The organism is Paracoccus nototheniae (genome assembly GCF_004335005.1).
Lineage (GTDB): Bacteria > Pseudomonadota > Alphaproteobacteria > Rhodobacterales > Rhodobacteraceae > Paracoccus > Paracoccus nototheniae.
The window spans coordinates 1-15474 of sequence record NZ_RQRT01000026.1 but is presented as its reverse complement, the minus strand read 5'-3'; the positions used below and the strand labels follow the sequence as shown (position 1 = coordinate 15474).

At 67.1% G+C, this 15474-nt stretch carries 15 protein-coding genes and 1 tRNA gene; 7 read left to right on the top strand and 9 right to left on the bottom strand.

Annotation, left to right across the window (positions count from 1 at the left end; all coding sequences use genetic code 11):
• Window positions 1–69 precede the first annotated feature (69 nt).
• A complete protein-coding gene (locus tag EG885_RS11165) occupies window positions 70–1503 on the bottom strand; it encodes a cobyric acid synthase (protein ID WP_131574557.1) in 1434 nt (477 codons plus the stop codon).
• Between the two features lie 72 nt (window positions 1504–1575).
• On the opposite strand from EG885_RS11165, the gene secG reads away from it, so the two are divergent.
• The 3 genes from secG (at window position 1576) to EG885_RS11150 (ending at window position 4921) form a co-directional block, all read left to right on the top strand.
• Window positions 1576–2229, top strand: coding sequence for a preprotein translocase subunit SecG (gene secG, locus EG885_RS11160; protein ID WP_131574556.1), 654 nt, complete (start codon window positions 1576–1578; stop codon window positions 2227–2229).
• 186 nt (window positions 2230–2415) lie between these two features.
• Window positions 2416–4059 carry a CTP synthase gene (locus tag EG885_RS11155; RefSeq protein WP_131574555.1) on the top strand — a complete coding sequence of 548 codons (1644 nt, stop codon included), beginning with the start codon at window positions 2416–2418 and terminating at the stop codon, window positions 4057–4059.
• 226 nt (window positions 4060–4285) lie between these two features.
• Window positions 4286–4921 (top strand): MrcB family domain-containing protein, encoded by a 636-nt coding sequence (locus tag EG885_RS11150; protein ID WP_131574554.1) that lies wholly within the window; start codon window positions 4286–4288, stop codon window positions 4919–4921.
• A gap of 104 nt (window positions 4922–5025) precedes the next feature.
• Here the strand turns inward: EG885_RS11150 and EG885_RS11145 are convergent.
• A tRNA-Met gene (locus tag EG885_RS11145) sits at window positions 5026–5102 on the bottom strand.
• Between the two features lie 178 nt (window positions 5103–5280).
• Complete coding sequence (gene gltX / locus EG885_RS11140) at window positions 5281–6603, bottom strand: glutamate--tRNA ligase (RefSeq protein WP_131574553.1); 1323 nt, start codon at window positions 6601–6603, stop codon at window positions 5281–5283.
• Window positions 6604–6684: 81 nt separating this feature from the next.
• Here gltX and EG885_RS11135 point away from each other — a divergent pair, with 81 nt between their 5' ends.
• On the top strand, window positions 6685–7092 hold the full coding sequence (locus EG885_RS11135; RefSeq protein WP_131574552.1) for a metallopeptidase family protein: 408 nt from the start codon (window positions 6685–6687) through the stop codon (window positions 7090–7092).
• Between the two features lie 35 nt (window positions 7093–7127).
• Window positions 7128–8081 carry a 1-phosphofructokinase family hexose kinase gene (locus tag EG885_RS11130; RefSeq protein ID WP_131574551.1) on the top strand — a complete coding sequence of 318 codons (954 nt, stop codon included), beginning with the start codon at window positions 7128–7130 and terminating at the stop codon, window positions 8079–8081.
• Between the two features lie 82 nt (window positions 8082–8163).
• Here EG885_RS11130 and EG885_RS11125 read toward each other — a convergent pair whose 3' ends face one another.
• Window positions 8164–8490, bottom strand: a complete 327-nt coding sequence (locus EG885_RS11125) for a DUF6280 family protein (RefSeq protein WP_042251710.1) — start codon at window positions 8488–8490, stop codon at window positions 8164–8166.
• Window positions 8491–8851: 361 nt separating this feature from the next.
• Between EG885_RS11125 and efp the strand changes: the two genes are divergently transcribed.
• Entirely contained in the window at window positions 8852–9415 is a 564-nt protein-coding gene (gene efp / locus EG885_RS11120; RefSeq protein ID WP_131574550.1) for an elongation factor P, read from the top strand.
• 78 nt (window positions 9416–9493) lie between these two features.
• Here the strand turns inward: efp and EG885_RS11115 are convergent, their stop codons facing one another.
• On the bottom strand, window positions 9494–10525 hold the full coding sequence (locus EG885_RS11115) for an SGNH/GDSL hydrolase family protein (protein ID WP_131574549.1): 1032 nt from the start codon (window positions 10523–10525) through the stop codon (window positions 9494–9496).
• Complete coding sequence (gene pdxY / locus EG885_RS11110) at window positions 10522–11373, bottom strand: pyridoxal kinase PdxY (RefSeq protein ID WP_131574548.1); 852 nt, start codon at window positions 11371–11373, stop codon at window positions 10522–10524. Before pdxY ends, EG885_RS11115 begins: the two co-directional genes overlap by 4 nt.
• A gap of 71 nt (window positions 11374–11444) precedes the next feature.
• Here pdxY and EG885_RS11105 point away from each other — a divergent pair, with 71 nt between their 5' ends.
• The gene (locus EG885_RS11105) at window positions 11445–11810 is read left to right on the top strand and encodes a DoxX family protein (protein ID WP_207392262.1); all 366 of its coding nucleotides are present in this window, start codon (window positions 11445–11447) and stop codon (window positions 11808–11810) included.
• On the opposite strand, the gene dinB is transcribed toward EG885_RS11105, so the two are convergent.
• From dinB to EG885_RS11090, 3 genes are read right to left on the bottom strand one after another with little or no spacing between them, the layout of a single operon-like run.
• Complete coding sequence (gene dinB, locus EG885_RS11100) at window positions 11807–12889, bottom strand: DNA polymerase IV (protein ID WP_131574547.1); 1083 nt, start codon at window positions 12887–12889, stop codon at window positions 11807–11809. The two genes, EG885_RS11105 and dinB, sit on opposite strands and share 4 nt — an antisense overlap.
• The gene (ygfZ, locus tag EG885_RS11095; protein WP_131574546.1) at window positions 12886–13605 is read right to left on the bottom strand and encodes a CAF17-like 4Fe-4S cluster assembly/insertion protein YgfZ; all 720 of its coding nucleotides are present in this window, start codon (window positions 13603–13605) and stop codon (window positions 12886–12888) included. The genes dinB and ygfZ overlap by 4 nt, the downstream gene beginning before the upstream one ends.
• Entirely contained in the window at window positions 13602–15470 is a 1869-nt protein-coding gene (locus EG885_RS11090; RefSeq protein ID WP_423227215.1) for an ABC transporter ATP-binding protein, read from the bottom strand. Before EG885_RS11090 ends, ygfZ begins: the two co-directional genes overlap by 4 nt.
• Window positions 15471–15474: the final 4 nt, after the last annotated feature.

Sequence of the window (15474 nt, the reverse complement as noted above, 5' to 3'; positions counted from 1 at the left end):
CAGGTAGCGCGAAGCCCCCGCCGCGTCCAGCACCACCGGGGTCACATCGCGGACAGAACGACCACGCCCTCAGCCCGCCACGGCCAGAAGGGCGGCGACGTCCAGATGCGCCTCCAGATGGTCGGCCAGATCCTCCAGCGCGGCCTCGACCCCGGCCTCGAAACCGGGGCGCGAGGGGGCGCCCAAACGCGCCAGAAACGCGGCGCGAAAGCCGTCATCGGAAAACAGCCCGTGCAGATAGCTGCCGATGACCCGGCCATCGGCGCTGATCGCCCCATCGTGATCCGGCACCTGCGCAAAGGGCCGCGCGCAATCGGGGCCGGTCGTGCGGCCCATATGGATCTCGTATCCCGCGACCGGCTGGCCAAGGGCCCGGCCCGTCACCCGCTGCAGCCGCTTGGTCGCGGACATGACCGTTGTCACGTCCAGCAGGCCCAGCCCGGCCACCTGCCCCGCCACCCCGTCGGCGCCCGCAGGATCGTCGATCACCCGCCCCAGCATCTGATAGCCGCCGCAGATGCCCAGCACATGCCCGCCGCGCCGGTGATGGGCCAGCAGATCGATGTCCCAGCCCTGCGCGCGCAGATAGGCCAGATCGCCAAGCGTGGATTTCGAGCCCGGCACGATCACCAGCGCCGCATCGCCCGGGATCGCCTGTCCCGGCGCCAGCATGGTCAGGCGGACCCACGGTTCCGCCGCCAGAGGGTCCAGATCGTCGAAATTGGCGATGCGCGACAGGGTCAGGCAGACGACATGCAGCCCCCCCGCAGCCCCGCTGTGGCGCAGATCGACCGCATCCTCGGCAGGCAGTCGATGGGCGCCCGCGAACCACGGCACCACGCCGAAACCGGGCCAGCCGGTGCGGTCCATGATCATCCGATAGCCGTCATCGAACAGGCGCGGATCGCCCCGGAACTTGTTGATCAGAAAGCCGCGGATCATCGCCGCATCGGCGGGATCGATCACCGCCTGCGTGCCGACGATCTGCGCGATTACCCCGCCCCGGTCGATATCGCCCGCCAGCACCACGGGCACGCCCGCCGCGCGCGCAAAGCCCATATTGGCGATGTCGCGGGGGCGCAGGTTGACCTCGGCCGGGCTGCCGGCGCCTTCGACGATGATCAGATCATGGGCCGCCGACAGCCGCGCGAAACTGTCCAGCACACCCGCCAGCAGGCGCGGCTTCAGCGCCTGATAATCGCGGGCCTGCGCGCGACCGATGGCGCGGCCCTGCAGAATGACCTGCGATCCGGTCTCGGTCTCGGGTTTCAGCAGCACGGGGTTCATGTCGGTCACAGGCTCCAGCCCGCAGGCGCGGGCCTGCAGGGCCTGCGCGCGACCGATCTCTCCGCCGTCCAGCGTCACGGCGGCATTGTTCGACATGTTCTGCGGCTTGAAGGGTGCCACCGACAGGCCGCGACGCAGCGCCGCCCGACACAGACCCGCCACCAGCAGCGACTTTCCGACATTCGAGCCGGTGCCCTGAATCATCACCGCCGTCATGGGACCATCTCGCTTGCCATCACCTGCTGCGGTGACTAGATAGGCGCGTCCGCAAATGAAAGGCCGAAAGCCGTGGAAAACGTCATTCTGACCGTCCATCTGATCCTGGCCCTTGTGCTGGCCGGGGTCGTCCTGCTGCAGCGTTCCGAAGGGGGCGGGCTGGGCATGGGCGGTGGCGGTGGCGGCGCAGGGGGCGGCGTCATGTCGGGCCGGGCTGCGGCCAACCTGCTGACCCGGCTGACCTGGATGCTGGGCGTGGCCATCTTTGCGACCTCGATCACGCTGACGATTCTGGCGGCACGGCAGGCCAATAACAGCTCGATCATGGACCAGTTCGGCGGCACATCCAGCCCGCAGCAGCCCGCAGGCAGCCTGCCGGGCCTGCCCGCCTATACGCCCCCGCCGACCAGCGCGGGCAATCCGCTGGTCCCGCCCAGCCCCGATGACGGCGCCGATGCGGCGGCAGGCAGTGACGCCGAGACACCGGCGACCGCCGACCCGGTGCCCCCGCCCGCAGCGGCTGCGCCCGAGTCTGACGTTCCGGCGGCCGACGTTCCTGCGACCACGGCTCCGGCGACCGAAGCCCCCGAGGCCCTAGCGCCCCCCGCCCCCGAAGCCGACGCCCACGCGCCTGCCCCGGACGCTGCGGCACCCGCCGCGCCCGAGGCCGAGGCCGCGCCCCAGTCCGACGTTCCGGCCACGACCACCGCGCCCGCCACCAACTAAGGGCGCCCACAACAATTTGGGGCGGTCACGCGATTGCCCCACATCAACTTGCGGTCGGTTGCGACCACGGGGCGAATCGGTTATTCTGCTACTCCCGTGATGCTGGTCGTTTTCGCGACCCGCAATCCGCCAGATTTTGCATTTTCAGGACGTGGCATCCACGGCCTGCACATCACGGGGGCCTTCATGGCGCGATACATCTTCATCACCGGCGGCGTGGTCTCGTCTCTTGGCAAGGGGCTGGCCTCGGCGGCGTTGGGCGCGCTGTTGCAGGCACGGGGGTTCACGGTGCGGCTGCGCAAGCTGGACCCCTATCTGAACGTCGATCCCGGCACGATGAGCCCGTTCGAACATGGCGAGGTCTTCGTCACCGATGACGGCGCGGAAACCGATCTGGATCTGGGCCATTACGAACGGTTCACCGGCGTGGCCGCACGGCGCACCGACAGCATCAGCAGCGGACGGGTCTATTCCAACGTGCTGGAAAAGGAACGCCGCGGCGAATATCTGGGCAAGACCATTCAGGTCATCCCCCACGTCACCAACGAGATCAAGGATTTCCTGGCGATCGGCGATACCGAGGTCGATTTCATGCTGTGCGAGATCGGCGGCACGGTCGGCGATATCGAGGGGCTGCCCTTCTTCGAGGCGATCCGCCAGTTCATCCACGAACGCCCGCGCGGCGAATGCATCCTGATGCACCTGACCCTGCTGCCCTATCTGGCGGCCTCGGGCGAATTGAAGACCAAACCCACCCAGCACAGCGTCAAGGAGCTGCAATCCATCGGCCTTGCGCCCGACGTGCTGGTCTGCCGGTCCGAACATCCGATCCCGGAAAAGGAACGCGCCAAGATCGCGCTGTTCTGCAACGTGCGTCCCGACAGCGTGATCCCGGCCTATGATCTGAAGACGATCTACGAGGCGCCGATGGCCTATCACCGCGCGGGCCTTGACCGCGCCGTGCTGGACGCGTTCTCGATCAGCCCGGCGCCGCGTCCCGACCTGTCGCGGTGGGAAGACGTGATGGACCGCCTGTACAACGCCGAAGGTCAGGTCAACATCGCCATCGTCGGTAAATACACCCAGCTTGAGGATGCGTATAAATCCATCTCCGAGGCACTGACCCATGGCGGCATGGCCAACAAGGTCCGCGTCAAGGCCGATTGGGTCGACAGCGAAAAACTTGAGGGCGAGGGCGCACATCTGCTGGACGGCTATCACGGCATCATCGTGCCCGGCGGCTTCGGCGAACGCGGAACCGAGGGCATGGTCACCGCCGCCCGCTATGCGCGCGAGAAAAAGGTGCCCTATCTGGGCATCTGTCTGGGCATGCAGATGGCCGTGATCGAGGCCGCGCGCAATCTGGCGCGGATGCCCGATGCCGGATCCGAGGAATTCGACCACGAGGCGGGCAAGACCCGCTTTACCCCGGTCGTCTATCACCTCAAGGAATGGGTGCAGGGCAACTATACCGTGCAGCGCAAGGTCGGCGACGACAAGGGCGGCACGATGCGGCTTGGCGCCTATACCGCCGTGCTGGCCAAAGGCTCGCGCATCTCGGACGTCTATGGCGGCGCGACCGAGATCGAGGACCGCCACCGGCACCGCTACGAGGTCGACGCCACCTATCGCGAACAGCTGGAGGCTGCGGGTCTGCGCTTTTCGGGCATGTCGCCCGATGGCAAGCTGCCCGAGGTGGTCGAATATGCCGACCATCCGTGGTTCATCGGCGTGCAGTCCCACCCCGAGCTGAAATCCAAACCCTTCGCCCCCGCACCCCTGTTCGCAGGCTTCGTGCGCGCCGCGATGGAGGAAGGGCGGCTGGTCTGAGCCGCCGCCCGTCCCAGCCCCTTGAGGGGCGCGGGTGGCCGGGTCCGGGGCATCCGCGCCCGGCCCCCCATCGCCCAGCCAGACAGCGCCCGTGCAGGGGGGCAGCACGTCAGTGCCCTCCGCCAAATCGCTGCCCCGACAGGCTCTTGCGGCATCCCGCCGGACAGATCACGGCGCCACGAACGCTCACCCCGTCACGTGCGCCACCACCGCGGCGCCAGTCGTCATGACTCTACCCCCGCTAGACACGGCCCCGTCCCCCAGGTCGCAGCCCGCCGCCACCTTGCCCCCGCTTGCCGCCGCGCTGTCCCTGACGGCGCGATGCTACGTCCTCGAACGTCGGAAACCGGTGACCGGCAGCGCATTCGCCACCTTCTTTCGCCGCGACGTCGCCGCCATGGCCCGCGCCCTGATCGCCCCGCGTTCGGAACGGCTGCTGGTCCGCGCCAGCACCGGCGCGCCGGGCTGGGCCAGCGTGCCATGGCTGGCCTGCTTTGCCCCCCATGTGACCCGCAGCATGCGCCACGGCGTCTATGTCGCGCTGTTCATCAACGCCCGGGACGAACGGATCATCCTGTCGCTGCAACACGGCGCCGCCGACATCCTGACCCGCGATGGCACGACAGAAGGCCATCGCCACCTGCGCCGCCTTGCCGCCACGACAAGGGCGGCTCTGGTGGGCCACAATCACGGCTTCTCGACAGCCCCCCTGTCCCTCAGCTCGACCGCCAGGCTGCCTCTGGGATACGAGGCCGGATGCGCCCTGTCGCGCAGCTGGGCCGCCGATGCCCCCGATCTGACCCGGCTGGAACCCGATCTGTCGGCCATGCTGGACCTTTATCGCCACCTGACCGGCGGCTGACACATCCCTGCCGCAGCCCATGGAGGCGCAGAGCCGGACATGCCATTCCAGATCCGGCACGGCAGCTTCAAGCTGCCGACGGCCCATCTAAATAAGGGAGAAAATGGTAGCGGAAGAGGGACTCGAACCCCCGACACGCGGATTATGATTCCGCTGCTCTAACCAACTGAGCTACTCCGCCACGACTAGGCGCGATTTATGCGACAGGCGCGGGGGCGTCAAGCGGTTTTGCCCAGAAATCTCCGCCCCGTCCACAAGATCTGCCAGCTTCATCTTGGCCCAAATATCCCGGGGAGGCGCGCGGGACGCGTGGCGGGGCAGCGCCCCGTCACCGCCGCCACCGGCACCGTGTCAAAAGGTCAGTCCCGCGCCTTCACCACCTGCAAAAGCGGCATCACATCCGACATCTCGGGCCCATGCGCCTGACCGGTCACCGCCTTGCGCAGCGGCATGAACAGCCCCTTGCCCTTGCGCCCGGTGGCGGCCTTCACCGCCGTCGTCCATTCACCCCAGGTCGCGTCAGTATAGGGCGGCGGCGGCAGCAGGGTCATCGCCTCGGCGATGAACCCGGCATCCTCGGGGTCGATCTGCGGCTCGGCGCCTTGGCTGAAGATCTGCCACCAGCCATCCAGATCCTCCAGCCGGGTGATGTTCTGGGATGCCACGCGCCAGAACCGCTCGGCCTGATCGGCGGGAACGCCAAGGGCGGCAATCCGGTCGGCCACGGCGGCAAAGGGCAGCGACTGGTTGCGTTCCCGCGTCAGCGGCCATAGATCCTCGGCGTCGAACTTGGTCGGAGAGGCACCGAACTGCGACAGATCAAAGGCCTTGGCCAGCTCGTCCAGAGAGGCCAGCCCCACCGGCACGCCCGATCCCAACCGCGCCATCAGTCCGATCAGCGCCTCTGGGGCGACACCCGCCTCGCGCAGATCCTTCAGTGCCAGCGCGCCGATGCGCTTGGACAGCTCTTCGCCCTTGGAACCGGTCAGCAGGCTGTGATGGGCGAAGGAGGGCGGCGTGCCGCCGATCGCCTGAATGATCTGGATCTGGGTCGCGGTATTGGTCACATGATCCGACCCGCGCACGATATCCGTGACACCCATATCCGTGTCATCGACCGAACTGGCAAAGGTATACAGCACCTGTCCATCCGCCCGGATCAGCACCGGATCACTGACCGAGGCCGCGTCGATGGAAATATCGCCCAAGATTCCGTCGGTCCATTCGATCCGGCTCTGATCCAGCTGGAACCGCCAGTAGCCCTCGCGCCCCTCGGCCCGCAGCTTGTCCTTGTCGGCGTCCGACAGGCCCAGCCCGGTGCGGTCATAGACCGGCGGGCGGCCCATATTCAGCTGCTTCTTGCGCTTCAGATCCAGCTCGGTCGGGGTTTCGAACACCTCGTAAAGACGGCCCGAGGCGCGCAGGGCATCCGCCTCGGCGCGGTAACGCTCCAGCCGCAGCGACTGGCGTTCCACCCGGTCCCAATGCAGGCCCAGCCAGTCCAGATCGCGCTTGATGCCGTCGGCATATTCCTCCTTGCTGCGTTCCTGGTCGGTATCGTCCAGACGCAGGATGAAGGTGCCGCCAGCCTTGCGGGCGATCAGGTGGTTGAACAGCGCGGTCCGCAGATTGCCCACATGGATATGGCCGGTGGGCGACGGCGCGAAACGGGTGATGGTCATGGGCTTCTCCTGTTGGGGTTGCTCTTTCACAACGGGCGGTTTTTGTCCATATCAGGGGGGCAAAGCAGAAGGCGCGACACAATGAGTGACTGGGACGGGCGCACGGCCCCCGATGCCGCCGAGATCGAGGCCATGGCCCGCACGGCGCTGGACGGGCTGCCGCCGGAATTCCGCGAGGCCGCCGCACAGGTCGCCCTGCAGGTGGCCGAATTCGCCCCCGAGGATGTGCTGGACGAATTGCAGATCGACGATCCGTTCGAACTGACCGGCCTGTACGATGGGATCCCGCGGACCGAGAAATCGGTCAGCGACCAGCCGGGCGGGCCGGATATCATCTGGCTGTACCGCCGGCCCATTCTGGACGAATGGGCATCACGCGGGGATGTCACGCTTGGCGATCTGGTCGTGCATATCGTTACGCATGAAATGGCCCATCATTTCGGCTGGTCGGACGAGGATATCGCCAGCATCGACCGCTGGTGGGAATGACATGAGCGGGTTGGCCGGATGAGCGGGCCGGGCACATGAGCGGGCAGGCCCCGATCCTGACCGTCACGCTGAACCCGGCGCTGGATCTGTCCACCGCCGCCGACAGCGTCGTGCCCGATCTCAAGCTGCGCTGTGACAAGCCGGTGATCGATCCAGGCGGTGGCGGCATCAATGTCAGCCGCGCCATCCAGATCATCGGCGGCAGATCGACCGCGATGGTCGCGCTTGGCGGCGCTACCGGCACCCGGATGGCCGAGATGCTGAAGGCCTCGGGCCTGCAGATCCTGCGCCTGACCGCGCCGGGCGAGACGCGTCAGTCGCTGGCCGTCACCGATCGCGCCACCGGCGGGCAATACCGCTTTGTCCTGCCCGGCCCCGAATGGCACATGACTCAGGTCGCCACCGCCATGGCCGCCATCGCCGAGGCCGCGCTGGCCGGGGGCTGGGTGGTCGTGTCGGGATCGAACCCGCCCGGTGTCGCGCCGGGGTTCGAACAGATGCTGACGGTGCGGCTGAAGGACGGACGCGCAAAGCTGCTGGTCGACACCTCGGGCGATGCGCTGCGGGCTTTGGCGGGATCGTCGATCCCGGTCGACGTGCTGCGCATGGACAGTCACGAGGCCGAGGGGCTGGCCGGACGCCCCCTGCCCCTGCGCAGCGACAGCGCCGCATTCGCCGCAGGGCTGGTGCAGGGCGGCGCGGCGCGGGCGGTGATCGTGGCGCGGGGTGCCGACGGATCGGTGATCGCCGGACCGGACGGCGCCTGGCATGTCGCGGCGGCCCCGGTGCGGGTGGTCAGTGCGGTCGGTGCGGGCGACAGCTTCGTGGCGGGCTTCGTGCTGGCCATGGCCCGCGACTGGCCCGTGCAAGAGGCGCTGGCCTTGGGCGCCGCCGCCGCCTCGGCTGCCGTGATGACGCCCGCGACACAGCTGTGTCATGCCGATGACGTGCGCCATTTCTATTCGCAGCGGGTGATCACGCGCTTGTGACGCGCCGCGCCCTGCCCCATCCCGCCCGCGACGAAAAAAGGCCGCCCCGAAGGACGGCCCTGAAAAGTCGATGCGCGCAGGCTCAGGCGGCTTCGGCTTCCTCGGCTTCGGCGGCCATGCGGCGTTCGCTTTCCTCGCGCGACAGCGCGACCGAGGTCCGCACGCCCTTGGACACGAATTCCATCAGGCCCTTCACGACGCGTTCGTTCGGGTCGATCCCGGCACAGGACAACACCTCGCGCCCGTCGCGCGAGCGTGCCCAACGGGCGATCTGTTCGGGGCCGTTGCCATATTTCTTGTCATCTGCAATGGCGTCATCCAGCGCCGCCAGCACCACTGCCGCAAAAAGCTTGCGGGCACGCTGGCCTTGTTCGAAATTGAAGGCCGAGCCGTCAACAAAATCGCGCATCTTGTTTCGTCCATTCTCTTGCGGTTCTGTCAGGCGACAGAACCTTGGGGGGAAAACTTGACGCTTCCCCAGTTTCTTGAATCCGTTTCTGCGACGGTATCGCCTGCCTTAGACCTTCAGGGTGCCGATTCGGTATCCCTTCCGCCGCATGTCTGCCATGCTCTTACCGCATGCCAACAAAAATACGGTAAAAATCGCCTGTCTTCCGTTGCGTCAGCAGCCATTCGCCACATGTGGCGTCTTGACAACGCTGCAGATCCGTTCTGGTTGCCTGCGAGGTCTGGCCCAGATATAGGAGGCCGACATCGCCGTTCAACATCCGGACGGCCCGAAATTCCCGCAAACGCACGAGACCCATCCCATGCCCAAGATCAACGGCAACGAAATCCGCCCCGGCAACATTCTGGAACATGACGGCGGCCTGTGGGGCGCGGTCAAGGTCAGCCATGTCAAGCCCGGCAAGGGCGGCGCCTTCGCTCAGGTCGAGCTGAAGAACCTGCGCGACGGTCGCAAGCTGAACGAACGCTTTCGCAGCGAGGACAAGGTCGAACGCGTCCGTCTGGACCAGAAGGACCAGCAATTCCTGTATGAAACCGACGGCAAGCTGGTCTTCATGGACAGCGAAACATTCGAGCAGACCGAACTGGACGCCGACCTGCTGGGCGACCGTCGCCCCTTCCTGCAGGACGGCATGACCGCGACCATCGAATATTACGGCGAAGAGGCCCTGTCGGTGTCGATCCCGCAAAAGGTGACCTGCATCGTGGCCGAGACCGAGCCGGTCGTGAAGGGCCAGACCGCCGCCAACAGCTACAAGCCCGCCATCCTCGACAATGGCGTGCGCATCATGATCCCGCCTTTTGTCGGCGAAGGCGAGGCGATCATCGTCAATACCGAAGTGTTCGAATACAGCGAACGCGCCTGATCTGTCTGCCGGATGCCGGCGCAGGCCCCGCCTGCACCGGCATCCGGTCGTTCAGGCGGGCACCGCGTCCGCCTGCGTTCAGACCCGCGTTTCGATCAGCACCCCTAAAATCGCCTCGGCCGGGCCCTCGCCTGATCGACGTTGCCACGCGAACAGGTTCTGGACCTGTGGCGAGGTCATCCATCCCGCGCGGCGCAGCACGATCTGGCCCTGCACCTGCCGACAATCCCCGGCCCCGGACCACAGCACAAGATGCTTCATCAGCCGTTCTGGCTGCCCCGGCCCCTTGATCGATTGCGCGGAATAGACGCCCACGCGGGCATTGTCCGCCTTGACCTCGATGGCACCCGCCGAAGTCGTCGCGATCAGATAGCAGCACAGCAGCCGCCCCCGCGCCGCAATCCGCAGCGGCTGGTCCAGACCAAAGGTTTCGGCCTGCAGCACACGGTTCGAAAACACCCCGTCCGCAGGACGATCCGGCAGGGCCAGGACCAGCGACAGACCCTGAAACGCCGCCTGAGGCAGAGGCACGCGGGCCGTCTTCAAGCCGTGATGGACCAAAGCCGCGATCCAGCGCGGAAATCCGGTCCCAAGGCGATAATGCGCGTTGTCGGAATAGAAATCCGCCACCGGCAGACCCTTGCGCCCGGCATAGGCGATCAGCCCCGCATGCAGATCCAAAGCCTGCAGCCCCCGCGTTCGCAAGACCTGATCAAGGCCGCGTCGATAGGCGCCCGGGTCGAGCTGATCCATCTCGGCCCGGTTCCAGCAGACCAGCGGCACCACCTTGATCGACCGGCGGGCACACAGTTCCAGAAACCAGTCCAGATGCCGTTCCAGCGTCTCGGCTGACTGCCCGTGGCAAAAGTGGTTCTGTTCGTTCAGCGCATATTCCCAGACAATCACCGCCCCGTCGGGCACCTCCTGCGCCAGCAGACGATAGATGCCGATCAGCGTGGTGGCCGCACCCACAGAGAGATTCACCACCCGCAGGCCGGGACCGGCCAGATCAGCCAGCTGATGGCTCCACCCGCCGGTCAGCAGGCTGTTCGAGCCTCCGACGATATAGACCGTATTCGCATCAGGGGCGGCATCGGGGGCGGTCGTCATGCCAGCGACTCGACCGCAAAGCGATGGGTGGGGTTGGTGAATTCGTCCTGCGCGGCGATCAGGCGGATCTCGCGCGTTCCGGCCTCGACCGTCGCGCGCAGCACCCCGTGGACCGAGGCCGCCGCCGCCCCAAGGGCCCGCGCCACGTCGCCATCCCGCAGCACATGGACGAAGAACAGCGCCGCGACCATATCGCCGGTGCCGTTGGCGTTCAGCTGCAGCCGGGGCACCCGCACGCGCCATGCGCCGCCCGGCGTGCTGGCGATCATGTCGATGGCGTCATCCGGCGTATCCGCCGCCAGAACCGATGTCGCCAGCACGATGCGCGGCCCCATGCCGTGCAAAGCGGCCAGAGCCCGGCGCAGATCGGCGGCGCTGCGGGCGGGGCCGCCCGTCAGGTATTCCAGCTCGAAATGGTTGGGGGTGATGATATCGGCGGCGGGCACCGCCACGTCGCGCATGAATTCCGGGATGCCGGGGCGCACGAAGATGCCCCGCCCCACATCGCCGATCACCGGATCGCAGCACCACAAAGCCTGGGGATTGGCCGCCCTGACCCGCCGCGCGGCGCCCAGCACCGCATTGCCGATATCGGACGACCCCATATAACCCGACAGCACCCCCGCACAGCGGTCCAGCACGCCCCGGTCGGCAATGCCCTCGACGATCTCTTCGATGGCGGGGCCGTCAAAGACCCGGCCCTTCCACGCGCCATAGCCGGTATGGTTGGAAAACTGCACGGTGTGGATGGGCCAGACCTCGACCCCCAGCCTTTGCATGGGAAAGACGGCGGCGGCATTGCCGGCATGGCCATAGGCCACATGGGACTGGATCGACAGGATGTTCATCGGCGGACCCGCTGGTTGTTCTGCCCGGCCTTTGATAGGCGCGGCGAAGGGAATTGCAACATGGGTGCGCGGTGAACGATCTGATGAATCTGACCGGCCGGGTGCTGATCGCGCTGCTGTTTCTGGGCGGGGCGGTGCAGAAGGCGGGTGATCCGGGGCAGGTCACGCGGATGATCGAAAGCCTGGGCCTGCCCGGCCAGATGGTCTGGGCGGTCGCCGCCTTCAACCTGATCGCGGGGATCTGCCTGATCTTTGGCCCGCGCATCCGGACCTGGGCGGTCGTGCTGGCGATCTATTGCATCGCGACTAGCTGGTTTCACTGGCAGCTGCGCGCCGATCCCTGGCAGGTCACCATCGTCGTCAAGAACTGGGCCATCGCGGGGGGCCTGCTGATCCTGGCCGCGCAGGGGCCGGGCCGCCTGCGCCGCTGGCGCTAGTCGAACAGGCTCAACTGTGCGGGATCGGGATCGTCGTGATCGAACCCCGACAGGGTGATGCCCAGCAGCCGTGCCCCGCGCGGATCGGGCAGCACCCCGGTCGCCAGATCGCGGGCGATGGCCAGCAATTCGGGTTCCGAGGCCACCGCATGGCCCAGACTGCGCGCCCGCGTGATCTGCTGGAAGTCCGAGAACTTGACCTTCAGCGTGACAGTCCGCCCCCGCAGATCGTGCCGCGCCACGGCCCCCCAGACCTTGGCGGCCAGAGGGGCCAGCGCATCAAAGGCCTGATCCAGCGTCATCAGATCGGCGGAATAGGTGTTTTCCGCCCCCACCGATTTGCGGATGCGGTCGGGGCTGACGCGCCGGTGATCGATCCCGCGCGAGATGTTCCAGTAATAGCGCCCCGATTTGCCGAACCGGCGCAGCAGGAAATCCAGATCCTGCGCATGCAGGTCGGCCCCGGTGGCGATGCCCATCGCCTGCATCTTGGCGACTGTCGCAGGCCCGATGCCGTGAAACTTGCCCACCGGCAGGGACAGAACGAAATCGGGGCCCCGGTCCGGCGTGATCACGCACAGCCCATCCGGCTTGTTCTGATCCGAGGCCAGCTTGGCCAGAAACTTGTTATAGCTGACGCCCGCGCTGGCGGTCAGGCCGGTCGTCTGATGGATGCGGGCGCGGATATCCCTGGCGATCCGGGTGGCGGTGCGGCCCTCCAGATGGTCGGTGACGTCCAGATAGGCCTCGTCCAGCGACAAGGGCTCGACCAGCGGGGTATAGTCATGAAAGATCGCGCGGATCTGCTGGCTGACCTCTTTGTAAACGTCAAAGCGGTGCCGCACGAAGATCAGCCCCGGACATAACCGCGCCGCCGTGACCGAGGGCATGGCGCTGCGCACCCCAAAGACCCGCGCCTCGTAACTGGCGGCCGCCACCACGCCGCGCGCCGCCGATCCGCCGACCGCCACCGGCTTGCCCCGCAATTCGGGAAAATCGCGCTGCTCGACCGAGGCGAAGAAGGCATCCATGTCCACATGGATGATCTTGCGCAGCGCGGGCAGCGCGGGGTCGGTCATGCAGGCGTCAGCCGCGCCTCGCCCGCCTGCATCTGGGCGGCCACGCGGTCATGGCGGACATGGGCGATGGCCCGCCCGCCGGACTGGGTATAAAGCGTGCCGACCTCGCGCCCGTCCGCGGTGATGGGGGTGCCGGTCGGGGCCACACCCTCGATCGCCAGCACGGTGATGCCCTTGCGCAATTCGGTCTTGTGCTTCATCCGGGCGGTCACCTCTTGGCCGACATAACAGCCCTTGCGGAAATCGACGCCGTGCAGGCGTTCGAACCCGGCTTCCAGAATATAAGTCTCGTTCGGGATCAGCTCGATCCCGGTTTCGGGGATGCAATGGGCCACGCGGATCGCATCCCAATCGCTGCCGTCATCGCCCGCCTGCCCGTACAGCCGCCAGCCAAGCGCCGGGTGCCGGGGGTCCGGGACGGCCCCTTCGGGCGCGGGGCCGGTGCCGCGCGCCACGGGCATCTCGACGGCCTCCAGCACCACTTTCGATCGCAGCTTGTACATCGACAGCCGCCGCAGCAGGTCGGGTGCCAGCGCGGCGTCCACGTCGATCAGCAGCCCATCACCATGAGGCACGATCAGGAAATCGGCCAGATACTTGCCCTGCGGGGTCAGGATCGCGGCCCAGCAGGGGGCGCGGGCGACATCGTTGGTCACCAGTCCCTGCAGGAATTCGACACGGTCTTCGCCGGTCAGGCGGATGATCTGGCGGGTCATTCAAGCTCTCCGAATTGCAGGGCGACAAGGCGGGCATAGGTGCCGCCTTGTGCCATCAACTGGTCATGGCTGCCCTGTTCCACAACCCTGCCCGCGTCCAGCACGACGATCTTGTCGGCGCTGCGGATGGTGGACAGGCGATGCGCGATGACCAGCGTCGTGCGACCCGCCGACAGATGATCCAGCGCGTCCTGCACCAGCCGTTCGCTGGCCGTGTCCAGCGCGCTGGTCGCCTCGTCCAACAGCAGGATGGGCGCATCGCGCAGCAGCGCGCGGGCAATGGCCACCCGCTGGCGCTGGCCACCCGACAGCGACGATCCGCGCGGACCCACGGGGCTGTCCAGCGTGCGCTGATCATCGAGGAAGGTCGCGACATTGGCAGCCTTCAGCGCGGCCTGCAGATCGGCGTCCGAGGCATCGGGGCGGCCCATCATGATATTGTCGCGCAGGCTTTCGTCGAACAACGCCGATTCCTGCGCGACGGTGGAAAACTGATCGCGCAGCACGCCCAGATCATAGTCGCTGACCGGCGCACCGCCCAAGGCGACCAGCCCCCGGTCGGCATCCACCATCCGCGTCAGCAGATTGAACACGGTCGATTTGCCCGCCCCCGATGGACCGACCAGCGCGGTGGTCTGCCCGGCATGGGCGATAAAGCCCAGGCCCCGCAGCACCGGCTGACCGTCATAGGACAGCCAGACATCCTCCAGCCGGATCTCGGGCGTGTCGGGGGGCGCGGTGCGCGGGCCGGACAGAACCGTGGGGCGGGTGTCGAAGACCTGATAGATCCGCTCCAGACTGGCCGCCGCCGTCTGCCATGTGCCCGCCAGCCCGCCCAAACGGCGCATCGGCTGAAAGGCCAACGCCAGCGCTGTGAAGAACGCCATGAAATCGCCGGTGCTGCGATTGCCCTCCATCACCTGATTGCCGCCAAGCGCCAGCACCGCGACGAAACCGATGCCGGTGACGATGTCGGTCAGCGCCGGGATCACGCTGGAGGTGGCGGCCACCTTGGTTTCCGCATCGCGGATGCGGCCCACGATGCGGGCATAGCGGGCGGTCTGATCGGCCTCGGCCCGGTTCAGCCGGATCGAGGCGATGCCGTGCAGCACCTCGTCCAGCCTTGTGGCGCGCAGGCTGGCATTGACGCGGTTCTGGCGCACCTTGCGGCGGATGTAACGCTGGACCAGCGCCGCCGGCATGATCAGGATCGGCGCCCCGATCAGCGCGCCCACCGTCCACAGGGGATCGATGCTCAGCGCGACCCCGAACAGCATCACCAGCGAGATCACGTCGCGCGTGGCCCCGGTGATCAGCGTGGCCCAGACCCCCTGCACGGCGATCGTGTCGCCCTGAATGCGCTCGATCATAGCGCCGGGGGAATTGTCGCGGAAAAACCGGCTGTCCAGCGTCAGGATATGGGACAGAAGCTGCGTCTGCATCATCGTCGAGACCGACAGCGAGATCCGCGTCAGCAAGGCCCGGCTGGCCACCAGCGTGACCGCGCGCAGCAGAAAGATGCCGAATATCGCCCCGCCGACCCACCAGATCGCGCCGGGCTGCTGGCCGGTAAAGACCAGATCGAACAGCGGCTTCAGCATCCAGCTGATCAGCGCCAGCGTCGATCCCTCCAGCGTCATCAGGAAGAAGGCAAAGGCCATGCGGGCCTTGTGCGGGCGCAGGTAATCGTCCCACAGCCGCCTCAGCAATCCGCGCACTTTGTCGGGATCGGGGGGCAGATGCCTGCCCGGATGCGCGGTGGCGGCGGCAATCAGGCGGTCGGGGCTGTCTTGGCGCGGGTCCACGGGTCGGGCGGCCTTTCGGTCATGCGGTCGGGTCGTCCGGATCGGGCCGCCCTTCGGGATGGCC

Excerpts from the sequence above, each read along its gene's own strand:
- EG885_RS11135 (WP_131574552.1), top strand. The coding sequence starts at position 6,685 with ATGAGTGACTGGGACGGGCGCACGGCCCCCGATGCCGCCGAGATCGAG.
- EG885_RS11125 (WP_042251710.1), bottom strand. The coding sequence starts at position 8,490 with ATGCGCGATTTTGTTGACGGCTCGGCCTTCAATTTCGAACAAGGCCAG.
- EG885_RS11150 (WP_131574554.1), top strand. The coding sequence starts at position 4,286 with ATGACTCTACCCCCGCTAGACACGGCCCCGTCCCCCAGGTCGCAGCCC.
- EG885_RS11115 (WP_131574549.1), bottom strand. The coding sequence starts at position 10,525 with ATGACGACCGCCCCCGATGCCGCCCCTGATGCGAATACGGTCTATATC.
- EG885_RS11165 (WP_131574557.1), bottom strand. The coding sequence starts at position 1,503 with ATGACGGCGGTGATGATTCAGGGCACCGGCTCGAATGTCGGAAAGTCG.
- dinB (WP_131574547.1), bottom strand. The coding sequence starts at position 12,889 with ATGACCGACCCCGCGCTGCCCGCGCTGCGCAAGATCATCCATGTGGAC.
- EG885_RS11130 (WP_131574551.1), top strand. The coding sequence starts at position 7,128 with ATGAGCGGGCAGGCCCCGATCCTGACCGTCACGCTGAACCCGGCGCTG.
- gltX (WP_131574553.1), bottom strand. The coding sequence starts at position 6,603 with ATGACCATCACCCGTTTCGCGCCGTCGCCCACCGGCCATATCCATGTG.
- EG885_RS11155 (WP_131574555.1), top strand. The coding sequence starts at position 2,416 with ATGGCGCGATACATCTTCATCACCGGCGGCGTGGTCTCGTCTCTTGGC.
- pdxY (WP_131574548.1), bottom strand. The coding sequence starts at position 11,373 with ATGAACATCCTGTCGATCCAGTCCCATGTGGCCTATGGCCATGCCGGC.
- ygfZ (WP_131574546.1), bottom strand. The coding sequence starts at position 13,605 with ATGACCCGCCAGATCATCCGCCTGACCGGCGAAGACCGTGTCGAATTC.
- efp (WP_131574550.1), top strand. The coding sequence starts at position 8,852 with ATGCCCAAGATCAACGGCAACGAAATCCGCCCCGGCAACATTCTGGAA.